Origin of the sequence: Runella rosea (assembly GCF_003325355.1) — a bacterium.
In the GTDB taxonomy this organism is placed as follows: domain Bacteria; phylum Bacteroidota; class Bacteroidia; order Cytophagales; family Spirosomataceae; genus Runella; species Runella rosea.
Window position 1 is genome coordinate 5,199,107 of the sequence record NZ_CP030850.1, and the last position, 23,080, is coordinate 5,222,186.

A 23,080-nucleotide genomic window follows, 5' to 3' on the forward strand; every position below is an offset into this window, starting at 1 on the left:
CCGTAGTTATTGTTTAATCGCTACGGGTTTTGTATAGAAGAAATCGGGGCGAATATTGAGCATCAAATAGGCCCAATTGGCACTGTGTTTGGCTTTGTCCATCGTTCCCAATTTTGCATATTCGAGGCTATTGGAGCCTTGTAGATAGCAATAGCCTAATTCTATGTTAGTGAACTTGTTGAGGTTGTAGTTAATGATAAAATCAAATTCGTTGCCCAGCTGACGACTGATTTTGCCTCCTGCGGCGTCCAAGACGTTTTTCATGTCATTGGCCAAGGCAAAATTGTGAATATCGAAGGTGAAGTATAAGTTAGGATTAGCCACGTACTTTGTCTTGAAAAAAGCATTTCCTAAACCACCAGCGGGTGCGCCAGTACCTACGTAGAAATAATCCATGTAGCCCCAGTGTTTGTGCGGAGTGCCGTACAGCGGGTCAAACCGGTGATCTTTGCCATCGGGCGAAATGGTGTTGTTGCCCGAAAGGATTTCATAGCCTGGCCCAAAGGAGAATTTGCCTTTTTGAATCGAAACATTGGCCCCGTAGTGGTGCGCGCTCAGGCTTTGGCCGTCGCGATTTTTGCCGCCCTGCTTGTAAGCAAACGCCTGCCAAGCAATTTTACCTAATTTTGAAGAAGCATTTCCAATCAATCCCGTAAGCATGGCTCCGTAAGTAATGCGACTATTGACGCCCTCTACGTCGTACCTGCGGCCATACACTACGCCGTTGGCGGTGCTACCGAGGCTGTCTATACGGTACTTCTGAAAATCGTCTTTGAAGAAGAGGCCCGAGAATTTTGTTTGTCCAAATTTACGGCTTACATAAAGCATTTGCATGGATTTGAACATTTGATTTTGGCCGTTGGTACTGAGTGGAGATGCCAACACGGGTGCGCCGCCCTTACCTGAAGTCGGAATAAAATCGGTCGGAATACTCACAAAAGCGCCTTTGGAATTGGCGACCGTGGTGGGTGCATTGCCCGCCGCGTAGAAAGTACCCGCTCGGCCAAAGGCGTCGGAATTTTGGTTGAATGCTGCGCCCAAATCAATTTGCCAACCGTTTTTCATGGCTTTGAGCAGTGCCATGTCAAACCGCCGCCCTTGCTGGAGCCAGTCCAAATTGCCGAGCAAACGTACATCGTCATAGATTAACTCCTGACGTCCTATTTTAAGAGATAAGTTGTCGAATGCCTTGAATTTGAGGGTGGTATCGGCGCTGTTGGCCAGAATGACTTCGGCCCAAGCTTCGTGTAAAAATAACTTTGAGCCATCGGTATTATTGATGGAAGCGGCGTCTTGGCCCCAGACCCTTACATCACGAACGTTTACACCAAACGTTAGTCGATCCCATTTGTAGCCAAAGATAAGGCTGGTGCGTTGGGAAGTGAAGGCCGCAGGCTTTGTACCTGTTTTGGCAAGATTGCCTACTCCATCTCTAATTTCAGTTCGTGTTCGGAGTTGACCTTGCAACGAAAGTTGCGCATGAGTAGTTTTGCTTAACGCAAAGATTAAAAGAACCGCGCCAAAGCACTTGACGTGTAATGGTTTTTTCATAAATTTGTAATGTTTTAAGTTAATCCCTAATTTAAAACTGCTAATAGCCCCGTCAGAACCGCCATTCTGCGGGGTTTTTCTTTTTCCTTACCAACGAGCGTCCGCCAACGCTGCTGTAAGTTTACGTAAGAGCTACCGATGTTTATGAGGTGGGAATGAATGTGTTTCTTTGAAAAGTACTATTTAAAAAAGAGGTGATTCTATAAAGGTAAATTCTTGTAAAAAACTTAATCAAAAAATATAGTTCTTTAAAAAAACATTATTAGAAAAGTTTATACATTTACTTTTGATTTTTATCAGAATAATATTTGTCTTTCTTACCTGCTTAATAATTTTACTTAAAGGTATATTGAAAATGAACTTTCTCCAAATATTACATTCATTTTTTAGATGAAAATATGAAAGTTCTTTATTTTTTATAAAAGTTTCTTTTAAAAAGTACTATTTTTAAGTTTAAAAGTTGAAAAAATTGAAATTTTAGTTTTTTTAAACTAAGTAATTTTTAAGTAATTGTGACAGATCTTAATTTCGCTATAAAATACAATTTGAATACTGCGCTGGCCAAAGGAATTAAGCAGGCGGGTATTGGCAAGCATGGTAGCAAGCCACTCTCTTCAGAGTTGGTGGAAGAGTGTTTGCAGGAATTGCACGGTGGTCAGTCTAATGACCTACAGAAAGGAGCGTTTTTTGGCGCCTTGATGATGAAAGGCCCCACTGAGGCAGAACTCAAACTGGAAGCATACATTGGCAAGCACGCCTTTGCTAACCCCGTTTTTTTTCTCAATAAGCTGTGTCCTGATTTACCCCAGCACCTCTTTCCGATTGGCGTAAAGTTGTTGAACGGAAAATCGTTGCAGGTATCGGAGGCACATCAGTTGGGTGACTTCCTGATGTCTGATGAACTGTGTGAAACTTTTCGGGGGATGGCAGTCAGCATTTTGCGGGTGCGTTATGAAACAAATGACGAATACCAAGGCTTGCACAATGCCGTCATGAGTACGTATGCTCCGGGTTTTCAGCGGCACGTCAAAACGAAGTTTCCGATTGTTCAATTGGCGGAGCCTTTCGATGGTGTAGAGCATTCTTATATGATTACGCCTTTGCTAGCGTATTTTTTTCAAGAACGAAATTACAATGCCGTCACGGCCATCGGACGCTCTTCTGGGCCGAAGTATACTTTCAATTCCCACGATCTATATCTTTATTTGGGCAGTTGGCTGCTGGCCGATAATCATGAGTTGTTGGAAATGAATCCGACGTTTGGGTGGGTGCTTGACCAAAAAGCATTATCTCCCCCGTTGGACAAGTGGGTGGAGCGCCGCCGGACCACCATCAAGCGTCCGTTTTTGGCCACCCTCGAAAAAGTCTTAAATCCTTGCGGAGCCCGTATTTTAGTGACGTCGGTATTTCATATTACGTATCAGATGAAGATGGCGGAGTTGGCCCTGATGGCAGGATTTGATGGGGTAATGGTGCTGAAACGTGGGCTAGAAGGCAGCCTTGCGCCTGCTACTTCCAAAGCAAGCGGGTTGCTGTGTGCGGTACGTAATTCAAACGGTCACTTATTTTTTACTCGTTTGGAGCATGATTTTCCCGCGTTTGAACAATTCCGCACAGAAACCGACGACGAAATAGCATCGCCTACGGCCGAAATAAATGCTGCTTTGATTCGAAAATACTTGCACAACGGGCGTACTGATTACGCCGATTTTGATAACCGGGTAAACTTCGCCAAAGCCCTGTATATGCGTGGCTTAGATTGGATTGAAAGCCAGATTGGGTATTGATGGGGTAGACATTGGACAATTGATTAGCTCAGCGTCCAATGTCTACTATTTATTTTCTTCTTTTTCAATTTACTGCCGAAAGCTCTTGCTGATCCAGCCGCCGCCTACCACGTCGTCGCCTTCGTAGAAAACGGCCGCTTGCCCAGGAGCAATGGCGCTGACCGGGTCATGAAACAATACCTGAATGCGGTCGTCGCTTTCCTGTATAATTGTGGCGGGGGTCCCTTCGTGCTTGTACCGGACTTTGGTCACGGTCTCTAGCGGCCCTTCGATACGGGCGTATTTTTGAAGATTAAGTTTTGAGACGTACATGCCGTCGCGTTCGAGGTCTTTGTCAATGCCCAAAACCACTTCATTGGTATCCTTGCGGATTTCGGTCACAAATACGGGATAGCCCAGCGCAATGCCCAAGCCTTTGCGTTGGCCGATGGTATAAAAAGGATATCCTTCGTGTTTGCCCACGACCGTGCCGTCTTGCATCACATAATTGCCGCCCATTACTTGGCTTTCAAGCTCAGGCATACGACGTTTAAGAAACCCCCGGTAATCGTTATCGGGCACGAAACAGATTTCGTAGCTTTCTGATTTATTGACCAAATCCATGAACCCGCGCTCTTTGGCCATCTCCCTAATTTCGGTTTTGCGCAAGTGTCCGAGCGGAAGTTTGGTCCGCGACAGGCTTTCCTGCGACACACCCCACAATACATAACTTTGGTCTTTCCACGTATCCACTCCTTTAGACACAATGAACCGGTCGTTTTCTTGACGCATATTGGCGTAGTGACCCGTGGCAATAAATTCACAATCGAGGCGGTCGGCGCGGCGCAATAGTGCGTCCCATTTGATGTGGGTATTGCACAAAACGCAAGGGTTAGGTGTGCGGCCTTCGAGGTACTCTCCCGTAAAATGGTCGATGACGTAATCGCCAAATTCCGTCCTGATGTCTAATATGTAATGAGGGAAGCCCAGTTCGACGGCCACGGTACGGGCGTCGTTGATGGAATCAAGGGAGCAGCAGCCTGTTTCTTTTTTTGAGCCGCCACTGCCGGCATAATCCCAGGTTTTCATGGTCATTCCGATGACCTCGTAGCCTTGTTCGTGGAGTAATACTGATGCCAGTGAACTGTCGATGCCGCCGCTCATGGCGACCAAAATGCGTCCGTGTTTGCTCATAATTGTATCTGACCGAGGTTCAAAGCCTCGCGATGATTGGTTTGATATGTATTTGTTTTACTTGTTGTTTTAGCCTGTTTTATCTGGCCAATTTTGCACTAACAAATTTTTGGGTAAATCCATTCAGCCAATAGCCCATAATTTCAGAGGCTATCATTCATCAAAGATCCTCAATGCTCTCTCGATAGCCCCGACCAATGGGAATAGATACGCCGTTTACTTCCACGATGTCAGCGGTATAAGACTCTATTTTGGAGACCGAAATAATAAAGGACCGGTGAATGCGCTTAAAGTCGTTGGTGGGTAACAAAGCCTCCATCTCGTGCGTGCTCATTTTAGAGAGGTACTCATTTTTGGTCGTAACGATGCGGATGTATTCTCGCTGACTTTCGATGTAAATAATTTCTGAGAATAAAATTTTTACCTTCTTCTTCTGAACATTCAAAAATAGGTAGTCTTTTGTTTCGTGGGTTTCGTGGGTTTCGTGGGTTTCGTGGGAAGGACGGATGTACTTTGGCGGCATTTTGATCTTATTGACCGCTACCAAAAAACGCTCAAAATCAATGGGTTTTAACAGATAATCGGCGACGTTCAGGTTAAAGCCTTCGACGGCATATTGATGATACGCGGTGGTGATGATGACGGCCGGCGGATGCGTGAGTGTTTTTAAAAAGGCCATTCCTTTTAGCTTTGGTAAATGAATATCCAAAAACAGCAGGTCAACGGCGTGTTCCCGAAGGTAATCAGTGGCCAGAATCGCATCCTTAAACGTGCCTTTTAACTCCAGAAAGGGTACCTGCGAAACATAATCCGCCAGCACTTTTACGGCCAGTGGCTCGTCTTCGATGATAATGCATTTGAGTTTAGACATGGCTTTTAAGATTGATTTTTAAGGTAGCGGTAAACGCTGATTCGTTCTGTTGAATGGATAGGGTGTAGTCAGTATAGAGCAGTTGCAATTGTCGCCGCAGATTGGAAAGACCGATATTTTCTTTTACACGCGGCCGGTCCGAAAAGGTTTCCGTGGAATTTTTGACCACAAATGATAACTGTCGCTGATTGACCGATAGATGAATATCGATAAAAGGATGCTCTCGGGTCTCGGAAACACCGTGTTTAAAGGCATTTTCCACCAGCGGTATCAGAAGCAGTGGGGGCAAAGCCTGTTTCATATCTTCGACATCATGGTTGAAATTGACCTGCAATGAATCATCATACCGCAGCTTTTCGAGGGCAATGTAATCATTCATTATTTTCAATTCCTGGTCAATGGCAATGTATGCTCCCCCGGCCTCATAGAGCATAAAACGCAGCAGTTGCGACAGCCGTAAAATTGATTCCGGTGCCAAGTCGGATTTATCCCGGGCCAAAGAATAAATATTGTTGAGGGTATTGAACAAAAAATGCGGATTGGTTTGGGATTTGAGGTAGTTCAGCTCGGCTTCCTGTTTTTCGATTCGCAATTGTTGGGCCGCCTGTTTTAATTTCCGGTAATCATAGATATGCCTTACGATGCCAAAAAAGAAGACGGAAAATAGGCTGAAGGGAACATGTGCTGCCACTCCTTCCCGAGGGGAAGAATAGGTTTTTAAGGAAAAATAAACGTGTAATCCAATGCCGATATACCGCCAGAAATAGAAGCCAAAAGAGTATAGAAGAAGATGGCCCCCCAACAGGAACGGTGCGATAAAAATGCGCTTCCATGAACGCCGTAAATAGGGAAGAGTGTACTCAAAAAACAGAAAGTTTAAAACCACCAAATAACTGACCAGCCAAAGGTTGTTCACGATCCTTTTGAGAAACGTTTCGGGATTGCTCACTAAATCACCAAATAATAAGAGCAACAAATACCCAACGCCAATCTGAAGGTATAATTTGAATCGTTCGCGGTCTACGGGTCTGTTCATGCTGCTATTTTAGGAAATAAATTTCGACAATTCAGTTCCATTTCATTTTGCAGACGACCGAATGAGCATTTTGGTCAATAAACGACCCAAAAACGTCAATCAAAAAAATCAAAAGCGGTATTCTTCACTGCGTCTCGGCATATTTATGCAATCATTGTTCTTAATACGTTGTGTGTTGACCGTGAGAGGCCGTTGATTGACACGGCCTTTCAGCCTATTTATTCATGAGGTATTCTTGCAAAAAAAACACGCAGTCTATGAAAAAAAGTGTAGCAATTTTGGCAGCCGTTTGGGTAACGGCTGTGTCACTACAGGCGCAGGTAGAACCGGCCGCAAGCCATTGGAAAACATGGTTCATTCCCTCCGGCAAAGCCTATCGTTTACCGCCACCTCCCGCGTACAAGGGCGAAGTTACGCAGGTGCTTGCCCGCCAACAATCCCTGAGTGCTGTTGGTAGGCAGCAGATCATGTATTGGAATGCTGGGGCACCCGGGTATCGTTGGCAACAACTGATGGGGGAATTATGGATGAACGGTTCGAGCCGTGAAGGGGCACTGGCAAATATGCTGCTCGGCGTAGCTACGTATGATGCCACGATTGCGGCATGGGATACCAAGTATGCCTATGACCGTCCGCGTCCGTACGTGGTTGATAAGCGAATAAAGGTGTATGCCCCAAAAACCGACAGCCCGTCGTATCCCTGTGAGCATTCGGTGGCGGCCGGTGTGGCAGTAACGCTCATTGCTCATTTTTATCCTTCATTGGCCGATTCGGTGCATCGCATGGCGCAGCAGCTCATGGCCTCACGGGTTGCGGCAGGGGTGGCTTTTCCGAGCGATACGCAGGCGGGTTTTGAACTTGGTAAACGGGTTGCCGAAAAAGAACTGCAACATACCAAAGGCTTTGTTCCTAAAAAAGAGTGGGATGGAAAAAGGCCCGAAGGTACGAACTACTGGCAGGGAAAGCCTTCGTTTCCGTTGGCGGGCCTGAACAAAACCGTTGCGCTGGACAGCAGCAGTCAGTTCCGTCCTGGGCCGCCGCCTGATTTTGCCAAGGAGATGGAAGAAATTAAAAACTTCAAGCCTACGTTTCGTTCCACGGCCAATGCCTTTTTTTATGCCGACAATAATTTTTGGGATGATGTGCTGCACAAAAAGATATTTGAGTACAACCTGCACCTGAATCCGCCGCGAGCGGCCCGATTGTATGCCATTGCCGCTATCGGAATGTACGATGGATTTTCTGCCTGTTGGGACGCTAAGTATACGTATTGGGGTACGCGTCCCGATCAATATGATACCTCCTATCGACCAGTGTTGTTTTTTACCCCGCCCTTCCCGGGGTATCCTTCTGGACATGCCATGTTGGGTAGCATCATGGCAGAGCTGTATTCTTATTTCTTTCCTTCCGAAAAAACGTATTTTCAGAAAAAAGCCAAAGAAGGAGCCGAATCCCGCTTTCAGGGAGGTATCCACTTCCGAACCGACAATGAAGTAGGATTAGAGATGGGAAAAAAGGTGGCCGCTTTTATTGTTGAAAAAATAAAGACAGATGGCGCTGATGATGAGTTGTCATTGCCGAAACAAAAAAAAGGTGGATTATAATGCTGCTGACCAGAGTCACTGTCATTGCTGAACAATGACAGATACAGATTGAAAATTTTACAACGTTCCCCTTATATTGGGGAGCGTTGTGGCGTAATTGGAGAGGTCGTTCTTTTTCTTATTTGAGGTTTCAGATAAAATGTTCCTACGTCCCGAACGATATTTCGTGCGTTTCATCCCTTATTTAAGATGATTTAACACTTTTTTATTCTTTGATGCAACGTTTGATTATACATTTGCATCATTAAATTGTATTTGTCGCAAAGCAAAGTTTACCCTTGATTTAAAAGAATGCTGATTGTCCGAAATTGTTGAATAGTGTGTTCGAAATCGGACAGTTGTTTAAAAAACAAAAAACAGTAAATATTTGATTATCAGTTATTTATTGATTTTATTTTGTCTGGCACAGCATTTGAAATAAATACATTGAAGATTATTTGTAACCTTTTGTATCAACGCAAGTATTCACTAACAGCCATCTTAAAAACATTTTCTTACAGTCATGAAAACAATTTTTTGTTCTACGCACTTCCAGCACAAACCAAGTTCATAAGGTAGTTTGCCATTCATCCAGTTTATGCGCCTCTTATGTACTTTGTATTGCATAGTACCAGATAAAACAAGCAACTTTGTATCATCATTCAGGAAAAGAAATACCAACAGCCATTAAAAACAGTTCTCGTTTACCGTCAGTAATTAACAGCCATTAAAAGTAATCAGTAGTTCAATACCAGTACCTTACAGCATTAGAAAACAAATTAATTACAACAGCCAATTTAAAACAAAACGGTGCGGCGATCCGCAACACAGCCAAAACATCATGAAAACGCTCATCACCTCGCTCGCCTGCGCTTTAGCGCTTACTTCATCCGTTGCTTTTGCATCAGATCCAACCGAAGACAAAAAAGCCAAGCCTTTGCAAATAGGCGTATTTACGACCAAAGAAGCCAAAATTCAGTTGGCAGTTCGCAAAAGTGCTGGTCAGAATGCCGTCATTACCTTGCGTGACGCTAAGAAAAATGTGTTGCACGAAGAAGTTATGACCAAGAAGTCAGAAAAATTTGACGGTCGTTTTGATGTAAGCAATCTCAAAGACGGAGACTACACTTTGGAGATTGTTTCAGGTAACGAAAAGATTGAGAAGCAAGTAAGCATCAAGTCTTCTAAAGAAGAAGTTTCTCTTCAGCGTAGTGTCCAATTAAACAAATAATTACTTACATCACAGCCATTTAATCAAGACCATGAAATCGTTCGCCATATTGCTCGTAAGTGCATTGTCATTTGCCTCAACCGCCGTTGTTGCCAATCCTGGAAACACCCCAGCCGTTGGAAACAAAAAAACGGAAAACCGTACTGCCATCACTTTTGAAACGAGTGCATACATCACCAAAGACGCGGCTATTCGGTTGGCGGTTAAGAAAAATGCCCCCGAAAGAGTATACATTACACTTCGTGATGCTGGTAACACTGTTCTTTACAGCGAGACCATTAACAAGAATGAAATGTCATATGCGGCCAAAATCAACGTAAATGACTTGACCGATGGCGCGTACAAACTGGAGATTTCGACGGGCAAAGACCGCGTAGTAAAACGCCTAAACCTGTCGTCTTCTAAAATGGAGACCCAGCGCTCCATCACCGTAAATTAATTCCCTTTTTTATATCAATTACAACAGCCAATTTTTAAAAACAAAAATCATGAAAACAATCATCAAATCACTCGTTTGCGCTTTGGCGCTTGGTACTACGGTCGCTTTTGCTCACCCAACCGATGAAAAATCGAAAGACAATCGCCCCGTACCCGCTTTTGAGTCAAGTACTTATGTTTCAGCCGATGCCAATCTTCGCGTTGCCATTAAGAAAAACACCACTGACCGAGTATACATCACCTTACGCAATACCGACGGAGTGGTGCTCTTTACCGAAACCATCGGCAAAAAAGAATCAGCGTATGCCGCCAAAATCAATGTGAAAGACTTGAACGATGGCGTGTATCAGTTGGAAATTTCTTCGGGCAAAGACCGCGTTGTAAAAAAACTGAACCTGACTTCTCAGAAAGTTGAAACCCAGCGCGTAGTGACGGTTTTGTAAATTTCAGCACCCAACAATCATATCTTGCGAGAGGGCGATGCGTTTGCATCGCCTTTTTTATTGGTCTCACGCTGGCCATCCGTCGTTTCATCAGAATTTGATTTACAGAATGTACTGAATGGGCTTCTTTTGTGATGAAGTTAAAGGGCTAGAAATGATTAAAAGTTTTGTATGATGCTTAATCGGCCAACTTTTAATGCTTACTGACCATGAATAAAAAGATAAATCGTTTACTTTCGCTTCAAATGAATTTTTTCTCAAGTGAGTCTTCCATGAAAATCCAAGTAAACCGGGTTGAAGTAGTTACGTGGTCGGTCAGCGCCTTGCTTATCCTGTTTCTGAATACCAATCTAAAAACGGGAGAAATTCGCTGGGAATGGGTGATTGCCATTACGGTTTCTTCTTTCCTGATTGGGTCGGTGCAGAGTTATTTGATGCCGTTGCTTATCCGACAGGCAGCCGATTGGACCGTCCAGAAGACCATTGGAGTTTATGCGTTGTGTGTGGTGGTGGCGGCGCTAGTTGTGGGAAGCAGCATGATGTTTTTGATGCAGACACTTAAAGGCGAGCATTATCCCTTAAGGGCGTACCTATCGAGCGGGATGATTTATATTCTGATGACGTTTGCTTTTACTTCGGTTTACATGATTCGGGCGTTAGTAGATCGTTGGCGAAGCTCTTTGTTGAAAGAACAACAACTCAATCAGGCGTTGTTGAAGGCCGAATACGACACGCTCAAAAGTCAGGTAAACCCACATTTTCTGTTTAATTCCCTGAATATTTTGAGCGCTCTGATTCCAGAAGATCCCGAAAATGCCGTCAATTTGGTCGAAAGGCTTTCCAAAGTTTTTCGGTACAATCTCCAGAACAACGACCGTGTGACGGTAGATTTGGGAACGGAACTTAAAATTGTGGAAGCTTATCTTTTCATTCATAAAATGCGTTTTGGGGATAATTTATCTTACCGCATTGACGTCTCGAAAGACGAATGGCCCCGGCAAATCGTGACCCAAGGGCTACTGACATTGGTCGAAAATGCCGTAAAGCACAATGAATGTTCTTCCGAGAAACCCCTCAAGGTGGAAGTATACGCCGTGCAAGATGGCGTGATGGTGCGGAACAATTTCCAACCCAAAAATAAGCAGTTTCTGGATTCGACGGGCATCGGGCTCAAAAACTTGAAAAGCCGCTATGCCTTGCTTACTTCCCAAAAAGTGCAAGTAATCGAAGACGACCAAATCTTTGAAGTTAAAATCCCCTTTGTTTGACAAAGTACTGTGAATCAAATTTATAAAACGAACTTATTTTTACGGAATGAAAATATTAATTCTTGAAGACGAGCCGTTGGCGGCCAAACGCATCGAATCATTGGTGAAATCACTGGAGCCGACGGCCGAAATTCTGGGCAAGTTGGAAAGCGTACGGAGTGCGGTAAAGTGGTTGAACGAACACCCGCAACCCGACGTGATTTTGATGGATATTCAACTGGCTGATGGCCTTTCATTTGAGATTTTTCAACAGGCCGACGTCTCAGCACCAATTATTTTTACCACTGCCTACGACGAGTACGCCATTCGGGCGTTTAAGGTAAACAGCGTTGATTATTTGCTCAAACCCGTGGAAAAAGACGAACTGGAAGCAGCACTTGAAAAGCTAAAAGCTCAAAAAGGGGCCGCTTCTCAAACCCAAATCGGAAAAGCATTGGATGCTTTACTAAGCCAAAAAACGGATTGGAAAACCCGGTTTTTGCTAAAAGCAGGCGCGCGCTTTGACATCGTAGAAACCGGTGACGTGGCCTACCTGTACGCCGAAGATAAGGTCGTATTTTTGGTGACGAAAGAACAAAAAAAGTACTATATTGACGAGACACTTGATGAGCTGGAACAAAAACTGAATCCTGCGTTTTTTTTTCGAATCAACCGCAAATACTTAGCTCAATTGCCGTCCATCGAGCGAATCGAACCGCATTTCAACGGACGGCTGAAAATCAAACTACGCCACCGAGAGGATGACGATATTTACGTGAGCCGTGAAAAAGCTGAAGTATTTAAAAAGTGGCTAGATATGTAAACCTTAATTCATCAAACGTGTTTTGGCCCACCAACTCACTTCCTGATGCGGGAAAGTGGTATCCCACACAAACCGACTCATATCGGCGGCGCTGGAGGTTTTATGCGATATTTCAACCACGCGCATCACGTCAATGTGGTGCAGCGAAGGGTCGAAATCGGGGGCCAAAGTCATTTGTATGTCTCTGAAAGGTACGTAAATTTCCAACTTAGCACAGATGTACTGGTCTTTCTCAACATCATAAGCCACGGCCCGGCCATCGGGCAGAAGTAGCATCAGCGGGCAATGAAAAAGCTGCTCGTAAAGGGAGTTGAAATAGTGCCACCCAAAAAAAAGATACACTTTTCGTTGAAAACCAAGGCCTACGCTTTGAAGGGACTGCTCAAGTGCGAAGGTTCGGTTTTTGATGTGGTCGGCCCAGTTGGGTTGTTTGTGCGGGTCAACGTGGCGTAACCAACGCTTGGTGTTCCAATCATAAATTTCCGCTTTTCCGAGCCGAAGTTTATAATCATAAATCGAAGGGCGTTCGTGAACGTATCCCGGATAGTACCATTGGCGGTCGGTTGCTTTGGAATATTCTATTTCGAGCAACATGGTATATATTCCTAGACTATATGATGAATATCCTGGGTCAAAAAGCCCCAATAAACTCATCAGACTGTTCTCACCTTGGTCAAAATAACTGATGGCTACAAGCCGGTCGTCGTCGTAAACGGCCACTTCATAGGTCTCAAAACGAGGCGTTAAAACCAGAAACTCTTCCAAAGAATTGCTCAAAAAACTTCTAAAGCGGCGTTGGTGCTGGTGAAAAAGTTCTTCTTTTTCACGGGTAATGGTCGCTTTGCGAATTTCGTGCCGAAAAAGCTTTTCATTTTTGTTCAACAATTTACGTAAACGCTTAGAATGCTCGTGTTCTGACAGTTTGATGCGGATATTTATGGGCGCGCAAATGTCGTTGTCGAAGCATGTCACCTTAGCTCTGAACAGCATATTTACCGTCCGAAACCAGCCTGACGCCAAGTAACGGTCGAGTCGTTTAGGAGAAAGTTGATGGGGTAAATAATACTGGAGTATAGGGTCGTTCATGCACTAAAATAAATGAAATTTGAGAAAAGAAAAAAGGCGGTAGAAAAAATTATTTCTACCGCCTTTTTAGTGCAAAAATCACGCCATTAATTATACCAATCTATTGATACAATTTAGGTCTTCAAAGGCTACCATGAGGCGTTGAGACATGCTCTCTTCACCTTTACGAAGCCATACGCGTGGGTCGTAATATTTCTTATTTGGAGAGTCTGGTCCTTCAGGGTTTCCGAGTTGTGTTTGCAGGTATCCTTCTTTGTCTTTGTAATATTTCAGGATTCCTTCCCACGTTGACCACTGCATATCGGTGTCGATATTCATCTTGATGGCACCGTATTGGATGGCCTCACGAATCTCTTCACGCGTACTGCCCGAACCTCCGTGGAATACGAAGTTGACGGGAAGCGCACCCGTGTTGTATTTTTGCTGAATATAATCCTGTGAGTTTTTCAGGATGATGGGTTGTAATTTTACGTTACCGGGTTTGTATACGCCGTGTACGTTTCCGAAAGCTGCCGCGATGGTGAAACGACTAGAGATTTTGCTTAATTCTTCGTACGCGTGTGCTACTTCAGCAGGTTGTGTGTATAATTTAGAGCTGTCTACGTCTGAGTTATCAACGCCGTCTTCTTCGCCGCCTGTTACGCCCAATTCGATTTCGAGGGTCATGCCTATTTTGGCCATGCGCTCAAAATATTTGGCGCAAATCTCAATATTTTCTTCAAGAGGCTCTTCCGACAAGTCCAGCATGTGTGAGCTGTACAAAGGCTTACCGTGTTGGTCAAAATACTTTTCGCCCGCATCGAGCAAACCGTCAATCCAAGGCAATAGTTTTTTAGCGCAGTGGTCAGTGTGCAGAATCACTGGAATGCCATACAGCTCAGCCATTTGGTGGACGTGCATCGCGCCTGAGATAGAACCTGCAATAGCGGCCTGTTGATTAGCGTTTGAAAGGCTCTTGCCAGCGTAGAAAATACCGCCTCCGTTGGAGAACTGAACGATGACAGGGGAGTTGGCTTTCTTGGCAGTTTCCAATACGGCATTGATGGAGTTGGTACCTACGACATTGACGGCGGGAAGTGCATAGTCGTTTTCGTTGGCGTGACGGAAGATTTCACTGACACCTTCGCCGGTTACTACTCCTGATTTAAAGCGGGTTATGATTTCGCTCATGGTAAAATTGTCTTTTTTGGGAAAAAATTTTAGTTAAACAAAGATATGTTTCAACTTAGGTGGGTTGAGTTTGCAAAGTAGCAAAATTTTGAGGAATTTTTTACATATCCATTACATTGAGGTTGAGGTCCGTCTTCGATAAATCAAGACGCTGTCTATGGTTTGAACCAGTTGGTAATGTTGTGAAATATACGCTTTTAACGTTGGAAAACGATAGTGGCGGTAGGTAGTGTCGCACTGTGATGATAAATGTTGAACGGCAATATCAACAAATAAAGCAGGGCGATTGTCTTCCATGTCTTTGATGACCTGTTGTAGCCGATACGGCTGGTGCGGGCCTGGTAGATAGGCATTGAAGGTGTGTGCCGTTCTGATTCCCTGTGGCATACCCGTACTTAAAAAGAAGCGGTCGGCCCATCCCCAAAGTACTAACTTATCCCCTTTTTGTTGGTGTTTTTGCAGGGCTTCTGTAATAGAGGACTCGGGCTGCCGGTGATAAATATGCTGGTATGAGAGTAAATTGGCAATGCTCTGAAGGGTGGCAAATAAAAGCAACCAACGTAATCCAGAGGTAGGATTAGTGGAAATAAACTCGACGACCACAAAGGTCAGAAACAGCAACGGTACTATCAGGAAAAGGAGATAGTGCATAAACATATTGCCCGATTGCAGTACTGCATAAATGGCGGCCAATAAATACAAAAAGCCGAAAGATATCAGTCGGAAAGGAGTATTTGCTTGTTTTCGAGAAAACATAATTAAACTCATCAACCCGCCGACAATTAAGGTAAATTGTCCCAAAAAATAGAGAGCGACGTGTTTGCTATAAAATATAAAATGAAGCCCTCGGCCCAGATTGAAACGCTCACTGAGTGGGACTTTTGAAAACGTGGTAGTGTACGAATAAAAGAAAAGATTCCAGAAATAATCCTGCCAAAATGAATTAATGTCGTGATGAAGAAAATAGAATATGTTGACTAAAAGCGTCGGAAAAATTCCGCCAGCGGTCAATAAAGCCACGTACCGCCATTGTTTTTGGTAAATGAAGAGGCCCAACGCAAAACCTGCCGTGACCAGCCCCAAAGGAATGGCCTGAAATTTAGCAAAAGGTAATAGCCCAAGACTGAATCCGAGCAGGCAAGTTTCCCACGCATTGAGGTGTCCTGTCTTTTCTAACTTACAGTAGAGCCACAGACCCAACGTCAATAAAAAAATGCAGAAGTGCTCGGAGTTGTAAGAGACAAAGCCAGGATTCCACGTGGTGCCGAAGTAGAGAGCTAACGGCAAAATATACCATACCGCCTTACTGGGCTTGATATACACTGAAAATGCTTTGAATAAAAAGAAGAGACTGCCCGCCCAGAACAACACACCGATGAGTTTGGCCATCAGGTACCCTTGTTTTATCCCTAACAAACCAGCGACAACCAAGGGTAGTACGGTTAAAGGACGGCTGTCGCTGTAGTTGAACAGCGTCCACCATTTTTCTGACGACTGCAAAACCGTGAGCGCCGAGGCAATCCAGGTACTTTCGTCTTCGTCGTATTCGCCTTCGCTTACAATAAGCCATCTTCCAATAATCAAACAGGCAATCAGACAAAAAACAATCCAATTTGTTTGGTAAGGTTTGGCAATCAAGTTCATAACAGTTGGGAGATTTGGCTGCTTCAAAGAGGTAAAATGCATTGAGTTTAAACTAAAAACAGGAATGAGGATTGACAGAATAAAATTTCTAGCTATTCTGTCAATCCTAACTTTTAAGAAAAAATAAACGGCAAATATTTAAAGCCCGCTCAGGGATAAGTATTGCCGAAGAACCTTATTTTTTCAACTCGGTATAGTATTTAAAAAACAAAGGAATGGTTTCGATGCCTTTGTAGAAGTTAAAAAGTCCGTAGCTTTCGTTGGGAGAATGGAGGGCGTCGATGTCGAGCCCGAAGCCCATCAGGATTGATTTTACACCTAATTCCTGTTCAAACAACGCTACGATGGGAATACTGCCACCGCCGCGTGTAGGTACGGGTTGCTTCCCGCCCCATGCTTCTTTCATCGCCAATTCGGCTGCCTTGTATTCTACCGAATCAACGGGTGTGACGTAGGGAAGCCCGCCGTGGTGAGGTTTTACCACTACTTTGACCGAAGGCGGTGCAATTGATAAGAAATGCTTGGTAAAAATATCAAGGATTTCGTCGTTGTTTTGGTCGGGTACTAGACGCATACTGATTTTTGCGTAGGCTTTTGAGGGCAATACCGTTTTGGCGCCTTCGCCAGTGTAGCCACCCCAGATTCCGTTTACATCGAGGGTAGGACGAATACCCGTGCGCTCAATGGTGGTGTAGCCCGTTTCGCCCTCAAGTTCGTCGATGGCTAAGTCGCGCTTGTATTCGTCAAGGTCAAACGGAGCTTCGTTCATCAGGCTGCGCTCTTCGGCGCTGAGTTCCTGTACTTTATCATAAAACCCTGGAATGGTGATGTGATTGTTTTCGTCTTTCATGGACGCAATCATTTCACATAGTACGTTGATGGGGTTGGCCACCGCACCGCCGTACACACCAGAGTGTAAATCGCGGTTGGCACCTGTCACTTCTACCTCCAGATACGTAAGTCCGCGCAAGCCTACCTCAATTGAGGGCACGTCGTTGGCAATGATGCTGGTGTCTGAAATCAGAATGACGTCTGCTTTGAGTTTTTCTTTGTTTTCACGCACAAAAGTTCCTAGATGGTCGGAGCCGACTTCTTCTTCACCCTCAATCATGATTTTGACGTTGCAGGTAAGCGAGCCAGTAGCCACCATAGTTTCGAGGGCCTTGATGTGCATATAAAATTGCCCTTTGTCGTCGCAGGAGCCGCGCGCATAAATACGCTCATTTCTGATGGTAGGCTCAAAGGGTGGCGTTTCCCACAGTTCGTAAGGATCAGCGGGTTGTACGTCGTAGTGGCCGTAGATTAATACGGTGGGCAGGGCTGGGTCAATGATTTTCTCGCCGTAGACCACTGGATGGCCCGGAGTTTCGTGAATTTCGGCCAAGTCGGCACCAGCTTTCAGGATGGATTCTTTCACGGCCTCCGCGCAACGGCGCATATCGCCCTTGAATTTAGGGTCAGCACTGACGGATGGAATACGCAGCAAGTCAAACAACTCACTCAGAAATCTATCTTTGTTTTGTTCGATGTATGTTTTCATTTGGTTTGAATAGATAAAAAGACCGTTCTTCTTTAGTTGAATCCGTTTGCCCCAAAGTTAGCGGGGTAAACGGATTTAAACGAGTTATTTTAAGCAAAAAATAACCAACATGGAAGAATACACTCGCCTCAACAAAGAACTTCAACACCTACAAACTCAAATTGCCGAAAAGCAGTGGGTTGAAGCACGTTTGATTGACATTGAGGCGAAAAAGGCTAATCAAAAGGCGAACTTGGTTCATTTACAAGAACAACTAGCGAAAGAACGCGCCGATGTAACGGCGCTGGAAGGCCTTTCGTTGGTGGGTTTGTTTTATTCGATACTAGGAAATAAAGACCAACAGTTGGAGAAAGAACGTCGAGAGGCACTAATGGCGCAGTTGAAATATGACGAAGCGCAGCAATCGTTGACGCTCAGTGAAAGGGAGGCTGAAGGACTACAAGTCCGAATGCAAAGAATCCATGAAGCCGAAGAAATGTTGGAAGCTAAATTGGAAATCAAACTTTCCCTTTTGTTGCTTGAGCCCACCCCAGCCGCTCAGGCATTAAAACAACGGCATACGCAGTGGCAAGCGTTGAAAAAACAAAAATTGGAAATCTCGGAGGCATTTGAAGCAGGAAAATTGTACCGAGAGATTTTGGAATTATTGACTAGACAACTCAAAAGCACCCAAAATTGGGGTACGTGGGATGTGTTGGGAGGCGGGATGTTGAGCAGCTATGTTAAACAGCAGCGTTTGGGTGACGTCCGCAAAACCCTAAGCTCACTGCGTCATTATGAATTGAATTTTCGCCGTGAATTGGCCGATATAAAGCAATCGCTTGATTTGGACGTGGAGCTGACGGGCGTTGAAGGGTTTTTGGATGTGTTTTTTGATAATCTGATTACCGACTGGATTGTACAACAGCGGATAAATCGCTCTTTGGCGGGCGCTCAGAAGGCATTTAGCCAAGTTGGGGAGGTTTTGGATAGGTTGGGGATTCGGTGCCAACAGGTTGATAGTCAGATAGCAATTGAAGAAGATGAACTCAGAAAAAAGATAGTGGAGGCCACGTAGAGACGCAATATATTGCGTCTCTACGCATTAGTTTTATGGACATTCAAATGAAAACTCGTACACGTGCTTGGCAAACTCAGACCAGCGGAGTTTTTCGCCGATTTTCTTTACCAGCGCAGGGCAGCTTGCGTACATTACCTTGATTTCGTCCTCGTATTCTTTCTTTTTGAGTTTTTTGGCAGGTAAGTCACCCGCCTGCACATAATACGATTTATCGTCGCCGCCGGCCATGGTCATACCACCAAAACCCACGCGCATGGTTTCGGCCGCAAAAGGGTCATGAAATACCTTTATTTTGCTGTTGAATCCAGGATTTAATAACTGCATCAGTAGCATTTCTTGGTCTTTTTTTAGCACAACTTTAGCTTTCTCGAAATACGCGTAGCCTTTCTTAATGATTTCACTGTCAATGTATTGTGCATCCCATTTTTTTACTTTTGTGCCCACATCCATATTGGTCGAGAGTTTCGAAAGTCCACTGGGCATTAGGTACATGGACTTGATTTGGTCGGGTTTGAGCGTGATTTTTTTGCCAGTGGCGTCTTTAATAACCACTTCTTCGATAAGCCCTTTTCGACGGTCTAAGTCTTCGAGGGTACCCTCTAGTTTGGTCCCGTTTTCGAGGGTGATGTAGGATGTTTCTTTGCCCGAAAACCGGTCATAAGCAGGAATAAAGTCTTGTGAAAAAGCTGTGCAGGTTAGCAGAAGGCAGCCCGCTAAGGTGAGCAGATACGTAGTTTTTTGCATAAAGGTTGGTTTTTTTGTAGAGGAGACAAATGTAATAAAAACCCCTTTCTGCCGTGCGATAATTGATTTATCGGAAGCTGTGGCCAAATGGCGTGTATGTTATTGGTAATGAAGCATTTTTTTGTACGTTGCGGCAATGCGGGCAGGTTCGGCCCCCAACCGAAACAAGGTCATGGCCACTAGATTGGCGACTTGTACGCGGGCCCAACTGTTGGTGTCGTATTTACGGGCCGATACACAGACCTCTTTGGGGATGATTTTAAACGCGCTTCGGTTTTTTCTCCACAATCGGCGTAGTAAATCGTATTCTTCCATGATGACGTAATATTCATCAAAACCGTAGAGGTCATCAAACAACGGGCGGGTGATAAACAGGGTTTGGTCGCCGCCACGCGCCGTAAGAATGTTCAAACGCGTTAAATAATTGTTGAGTTTGAGCAGTGTTTTGTCTGAATCAAATCGGAAACGATAGCAGCCCGATTGATAGCCTTCGCGTATGGCGCTTTGAATATCGTTGATAAAACCACGTGGTGGACGTGCATCGGCGTGAATAAAATACAAAATTTGGCCCGTGGCAAAACTAGCTCCGTAGTTCATTTGAGCAGCGCGGCCTTTTTTGGGTGAAATCACGACTTTTGCGCCTGCTTTTCGGGCCATCTCGGTGGTTTTGTCCTCGCTACCACCGTCGACTACGATTATATTGGCTAATGCTTCCCCGCCCTCTTCTTGGAGGTATTTTACCAGTTTGGTAATGTTTTTTTCTTCGTTAAAGGTTGGTATAATGACTGATATACGCATAAAATCTTAGCACTTACATTGATTATTATGAATGGGTTTATCCTTATTCAACCATTTGATTTTTGGTTGCTTTACAAGTTTTGTTGATTATACTTTTTCAAAAAGCTTCGCCGATGGTGAAATAAAAATTACCGCCGTCTTGGCCAATGGCGTAGTCAAACCGAATGTTGAGGTGGTCGCGGCGATTGGCCGTAAAACGTATTCCCGTACCGTAGGCAAACTTAGGGTCATGCCACCGAACAATGTCCTTTTGGTTGCCAAGTACCGCCGTTGACCCAAATACTACGCCACCGACGCGTTTGAAAATACCAAAACGTACTTCCCCCTGAGCTAGCAAAACGTTATCGTCGCGGAGGCGCCCCTGATAGTACCCGCGCATTCGTTTGCCGCCACCGAGTTCAGACAGCATATTAAAAGGAGCGTTGCCCCACGTAAAACTACTGAACAGATTTCCTGCCAAAACCACTTTTTTGAACAAGGTTTGGTAACCTGAAAAATCTGCCGACAAACGATTAAAAAAGACATTGGCTCCCCAAAACGGGGCATTATTGAAATAGGCAATGTCGGCTGTAATGCCTTTTGACGGAAAAAAAACAATGTCCCGTGTGTCGTAAAACAGACCTAATCCTGCTCCCGAAGTGATGCTGCGCGGAGTGCCTGGGACGCGCTCACTGGCAAATTCGCCGTTGGGAACGGTTTGGGTAATGCGGTAATCTTCGTATTGATACCGAACGCCTGCGTACAAATGAGGGTAGATTTTTTTGAAAAAATTAAGCCGAACGCGCGGAAAATCAACCCCAAAAAGCTCCTTCGGCACGGGCTGATTGCCAATACCAAAGTAATAATAGTTGTACTTATAAAATCCAAGCTCGCCGTTGAAATAATACTGGGCATTTTTGAGAAACAACTGGAACGGTAAATAGTAAAGAGATTGTTTCTCTTGGGTAAACACAATGCCCAAACTCATTTGCGATGGACGGGCTTGGAGAGAGTCGTTTTTGAAACGAAACGTAGCGGTCAACGCCGCACCATAAGCCCAACGCGTTTCGGGCGAATAATACACCGCTGGAAAAGGCAAAATACTCAACCGTTTTTGCTGAGAGAAAGCCGTCTGCGTAAGCATACACCCCAAAAAGAGGATTTGCAACGACGTAAACAGGATTCTTGACTGGAATTTTTGACGTATCAAAACGGTTAAAATTTCTTTATAAACATGAACAAGCTGACGAAAGTTATGAATTTTGTGGCGAAATGATACCAATCCTCCCCCCACCAGAAGCCATCCACCAAATGAACGAATACGGGCGTGCACGCATCCCGTTTTTGTTTATCATTGATTTTTTAGCCCAACAACCCGTCGTTTTACGCTTGGATGAAGTAAATGCCGATGAGTTGCGGTACGAATTTAACGGCCTGACCAACACCCAAAGGAAAGGGGAACCCGCTCAACCCCGCGCTCAATTCCACAAAAGTACACTCTCATTTGAGCAGTATTCCCCTAAATTTGATTTTGTCCTTCACCAGATAAAACGAGGAAACTCGTTTTTGGTGAATCTGTCGGTATGTACGGAAATAACGACTGACTTGGATTTAATGACAATTTTTAACCAGACAAAAGCCAAATATCGCCTGTGGTGGCGAGATAAATTTGTCTGTTTTTCACCCGAAATTTTTGTGCAAGTTCGCGGCAATCGTGTTGCGTCTTTTCCGATGAAAGGCACTATTGATGCTGATTTGCCTTTGGCGCAGGAACGGATATTGGCGGATGTGAAAGAAGCCGCCGAGCACGCTACAATTGTGGATTTGATTCGAAATGACCTGAGCATGGTGGCCGAAAAAGTATGGGTAGAGCGCTATCGGTTTATCGATAAAATTGAAACCAACCAAAAAACATTGTTGCAGGTGAGCTCCGAAATTGCGGGAACGATGCCCGATAATTGGCGCGAAACCTTGGGCGATTGGTTGTTTAAATTGTTGCCGGCGGGCTCTATCAGCGGCGCACCCAAACCCCGTACGCTTGAAATAATTCAGGAAGCAGAAGGCTATGAACGAGGCTATTATACGGGAGTGGCGGGCATTTTTGACGGCGAAAACCTAGACAGTGGTGTGCTGATTCGATTTATTGAAAAAATAAATGACCGAATGGTGTTTAAAAGCGGTGGCGGTCTTACCGCCCGCAGCGAAGCGCAGTCGGAATACCGCGAAGTGATTGACAAAGTTTATTTACCCCTCCTCCATGAATTTACCCCTATGTATTGAAACAATTCGCCTGGCCGACGGACAATTGTCAAACCTTCTGTATCACAACGAAAGGCTCAATCGTACGCGTTGGGCTTGTTTTGCTGCAACAAAAGAGTGGGATTTGAATGAGTTGATTGATATTCCGCAAGAGGTAACCCAAGGGCTTTATAAATGCCGGGTAACGTATGGACGTAAAATTGAAAAAATCGAATTTGAGGTTTATCAGCCCCGCGTGATTAAGAGTCTGCTTTTGGTGGTTGATGATGCGATTGAATATGGGTTTAAATTTCTTGATAGGGCGGCTCTTCAACGAAATTTTGACAAGCGCGGGGGTGCCGATGAGGTATTGATAGTTAAGGAAGGATTAATCACCGATACCTCTTATGCCAACGTAGTGTTTTGGGATGGTACTCAATGGACAACCCCCGATAGGCCATTGTTGAAAGGAACAAAAAGGGCACAACTGCTACGAGAAGGAGTGGTTATTGAACAAAAAATTAGGGTGGAGGATTTGGCCACATTTACCCACGTTCGGTTGATTAATGCCATGTTGGATTTTGAATCTACTCCCATGATTGCGGTTAGTCAAATCAGTTTTTGAGTAACTTCTATCA

At 44.6% G+C, this 23,080-nt stretch carries 21 protein-coding genes; 10 read left to right on the forward strand and 11 right to left on the reverse strand.

Annotated features, from left to right (window positions below):
* Positions 1-6 precede the first annotated feature (6 nt).
* Positions 7-1,551 (reverse strand): alginate export family protein, encoded by a 1,545-nt coding sequence (locus tag DR864_RS21560; RefSeq protein WP_114068917.1) that lies wholly within the window; start codon positions 1,549-1,551, stop codon positions 7-9.
* A 545-nt stretch (positions 1,552-2,096) separates the two neighbouring features.
* On the opposite strand from DR864_RS21560, the gene DR864_RS21565 reads away from it, so the two are divergent.
* Positions 2,097-3,338: an anthranilate phosphoribosyltransferase gene (locus tag DR864_RS21565; RefSeq protein ID WP_229599438.1), complete on the forward strand. Its 1,242-nt coding sequence runs from the start codon at positions 2,097-2,099 to the stop codon at positions 3,336-3,338.
* A gap of 69 nt (positions 3,339-3,407) precedes the next feature.
* Here the strand turns inward: DR864_RS21565 and mnmA are convergent, their stop codons facing one another.
* The 3 genes from mnmA to DR864_RS21580 form a co-directional block, all read right to left on the reverse strand.
* Positions 3,408-4,511, reverse strand: coding sequence for a tRNA 2-thiouridine(34) synthase MnmA (mnmA, locus tag DR864_RS21570; RefSeq protein ID WP_114068919.1), 1,104 nt, complete (start codon positions 4,509-4,511; stop codon positions 3,408-3,410).
* A 160-nt stretch (positions 4,512-4,671) separates the two neighbouring features.
* On the reverse strand, positions 4,672-5,382 hold the full coding sequence (locus tag DR864_RS21575) for a LytR/AlgR family response regulator transcription factor (RefSeq protein ID WP_114068920.1): 711 nt from the start codon (positions 5,380-5,382) through the stop codon (positions 4,672-4,674).
* Positions 5,375-6,418 carry a sensor histidine kinase gene (locus DR864_RS21580; RefSeq protein ID WP_114068921.1) on the reverse strand — a complete coding sequence of 348 codons (1,044 nt, stop codon included), beginning with the start codon at positions 6,416-6,418 and terminating at the stop codon, positions 5,375-5,377. Before DR864_RS21580 ends, DR864_RS21575 begins: the two co-directional genes overlap by 8 nt.
* Positions 6,419-6,675: 257 nt before the next feature.
* Between DR864_RS21580 and DR864_RS21585 the strand changes: the two genes are divergently transcribed.
* From DR864_RS21585 to DR864_RS21610, 6 genes are all read left to right on the forward strand, one after another.
* Entirely contained in the window at positions 6,676-8,022 is a 1,347-nt protein-coding gene (locus tag DR864_RS21585) for a phosphatase PAP2 family protein (protein WP_162794021.1), read from the forward strand.
* Positions 8,023-8,842: 820 nt separating this feature from the next.
* Positions 8,843-9,232 (forward strand): T9SS type A sorting domain-containing protein, encoded by a 390-nt coding sequence (locus DR864_RS21590; RefSeq protein WP_114068923.1) that lies wholly within the window; start codon positions 8,843-8,845, stop codon positions 9,230-9,232.
* A 31-nt stretch (positions 9,233-9,263) separates the two neighbouring features.
* Positions 9,264-9,671, forward strand: coding sequence for a T9SS type A sorting domain-containing protein (locus DR864_RS21595; protein ID WP_114068924.1), 408 nt, complete (start codon positions 9,264-9,266; stop codon positions 9,669-9,671).
* 49 nt (positions 9,672-9,720) lie between these two features.
* Complete coding sequence (locus DR864_RS21600; protein WP_114068925.1) at positions 9,721-10,113, forward strand: T9SS type A sorting domain-containing protein; 393 nt, start codon at positions 9,721-9,723, stop codon at positions 10,111-10,113.
* A 209-nt stretch (positions 10,114-10,322) separates the two neighbouring features.
* Positions 10,323-11,381 (forward strand): sensor histidine kinase, encoded by a 1,059-nt coding sequence (locus tag DR864_RS21605; protein ID WP_114068926.1) that lies wholly within the window; start codon positions 10,323-10,325, stop codon positions 11,379-11,381.
* A gap of 46 nt (positions 11,382-11,427) precedes the next feature.
* Entirely contained in the window at positions 11,428-12,183 is a 756-nt protein-coding gene (locus DR864_RS21610) for a LytR/AlgR family response regulator transcription factor (protein ID WP_114068927.1), read from the forward strand.
* Positions 12,184-12,186: 3 nt separating this feature from the next.
* On the opposite strand, the gene DR864_RS21615 is transcribed toward DR864_RS21610, so the two are convergent.
* The 4 genes from DR864_RS21615 to DR864_RS21630 all read right to left on the reverse strand — a co-directional run bounded on the left by DR864_RS21615 (position 12,187) and on the right by DR864_RS21630 (position 17,623).
* Complete coding sequence (locus DR864_RS21615) at positions 12,187-13,269, reverse strand: GNAT family N-acetyltransferase (RefSeq protein WP_114068928.1); 1,083 nt, start codon at positions 13,267-13,269, stop codon at positions 12,187-12,189.
* A gap of 90 nt (positions 13,270-13,359) precedes the next feature.
* Positions 13,360-14,439, reverse strand: a complete 1,080-nt coding sequence (gene fbaA, locus DR864_RS21620; protein ID WP_114068929.1) for a class II fructose-bisphosphate aldolase — start codon at positions 14,437-14,439, stop codon at positions 13,360-13,362.
* A 111-nt stretch (positions 14,440-14,550) separates the two neighbouring features.
* Entirely contained in the window at positions 14,551-16,083 is a 1,533-nt protein-coding gene (locus DR864_RS21625) for a glycosyltransferase family protein (protein ID WP_114068930.1), read from the reverse strand.
* Positions 16,084-16,258: 175 nt separating this feature from the next.
* Entirely contained in the window at positions 16,259-17,623 is a 1,365-nt protein-coding gene (locus tag DR864_RS21630) for a dipeptidase (protein ID WP_114068931.1), read from the reverse strand.
* A 109-nt stretch (positions 17,624-17,732) separates the two neighbouring features.
* On the opposite strand from DR864_RS21630, the gene DR864_RS21635 reads away from it, so the two are divergent.
* A complete protein-coding gene (locus tag DR864_RS21635; protein ID WP_114068932.1) occupies positions 17,733-18,680 on the forward strand; it encodes a hypothetical protein in 948 nt (315 codons plus the stop codon).
* Positions 18,681-18,713: 33 nt separating this feature from the next.
* Here DR864_RS21635 and DR864_RS21640 read toward each other — a convergent pair whose 3' ends face one another.
* From DR864_RS21640 to DR864_RS21650, 3 genes are all read right to left on the reverse strand, one after another.
* Positions 18,714-19,427, reverse strand: a complete 714-nt coding sequence (locus DR864_RS21640; protein ID WP_114068933.1) for a hypothetical protein — start codon at positions 19,425-19,427, stop codon at positions 18,714-18,716.
* 99 nt (positions 19,428-19,526) lie between these two features.
* Complete coding sequence (locus tag DR864_RS21645) at positions 19,527-20,225, reverse strand: TIGR04283 family arsenosugar biosynthesis glycosyltransferase (protein WP_114068934.1); 699 nt, start codon at positions 20,223-20,225, stop codon at positions 19,527-19,529.
* Between the two features lie 97 nt (positions 20,226-20,322).
* The gene (locus tag DR864_RS21650) at positions 20,323-21,414 is read right to left on the reverse strand and encodes a BamA/TamA family outer membrane protein (protein WP_229599439.1); all 1,092 of its coding nucleotides are present in this window, start codon (positions 21,412-21,414) and stop codon (positions 20,323-20,325) included.
* 62 nt (positions 21,415-21,476) lie between these two features.
* On the opposite strand from DR864_RS21650, the gene DR864_RS21655 reads away from it, so the two are divergent.
* The gene (locus tag DR864_RS21655; RefSeq protein ID WP_114070405.1) at positions 21,477-22,484 is read left to right on the forward strand and encodes an aminodeoxychorismate synthase component I; all 1,008 of its coding nucleotides are present in this window, start codon (positions 21,477-21,479) and stop codon (positions 22,482-22,484) included.
* Positions 22,462-23,067, forward strand: coding sequence for an aminotransferase class IV family protein (locus tag DR864_RS21660; RefSeq protein WP_114068936.1), 606 nt, complete (start codon positions 22,462-22,464; stop codon positions 23,065-23,067). The genes DR864_RS21655 and DR864_RS21660 overlap by 23 nt, the downstream gene beginning before the upstream one ends.
* The last annotated feature ends 13 nt before the right edge of the window (positions 23,068-23,080 follow it).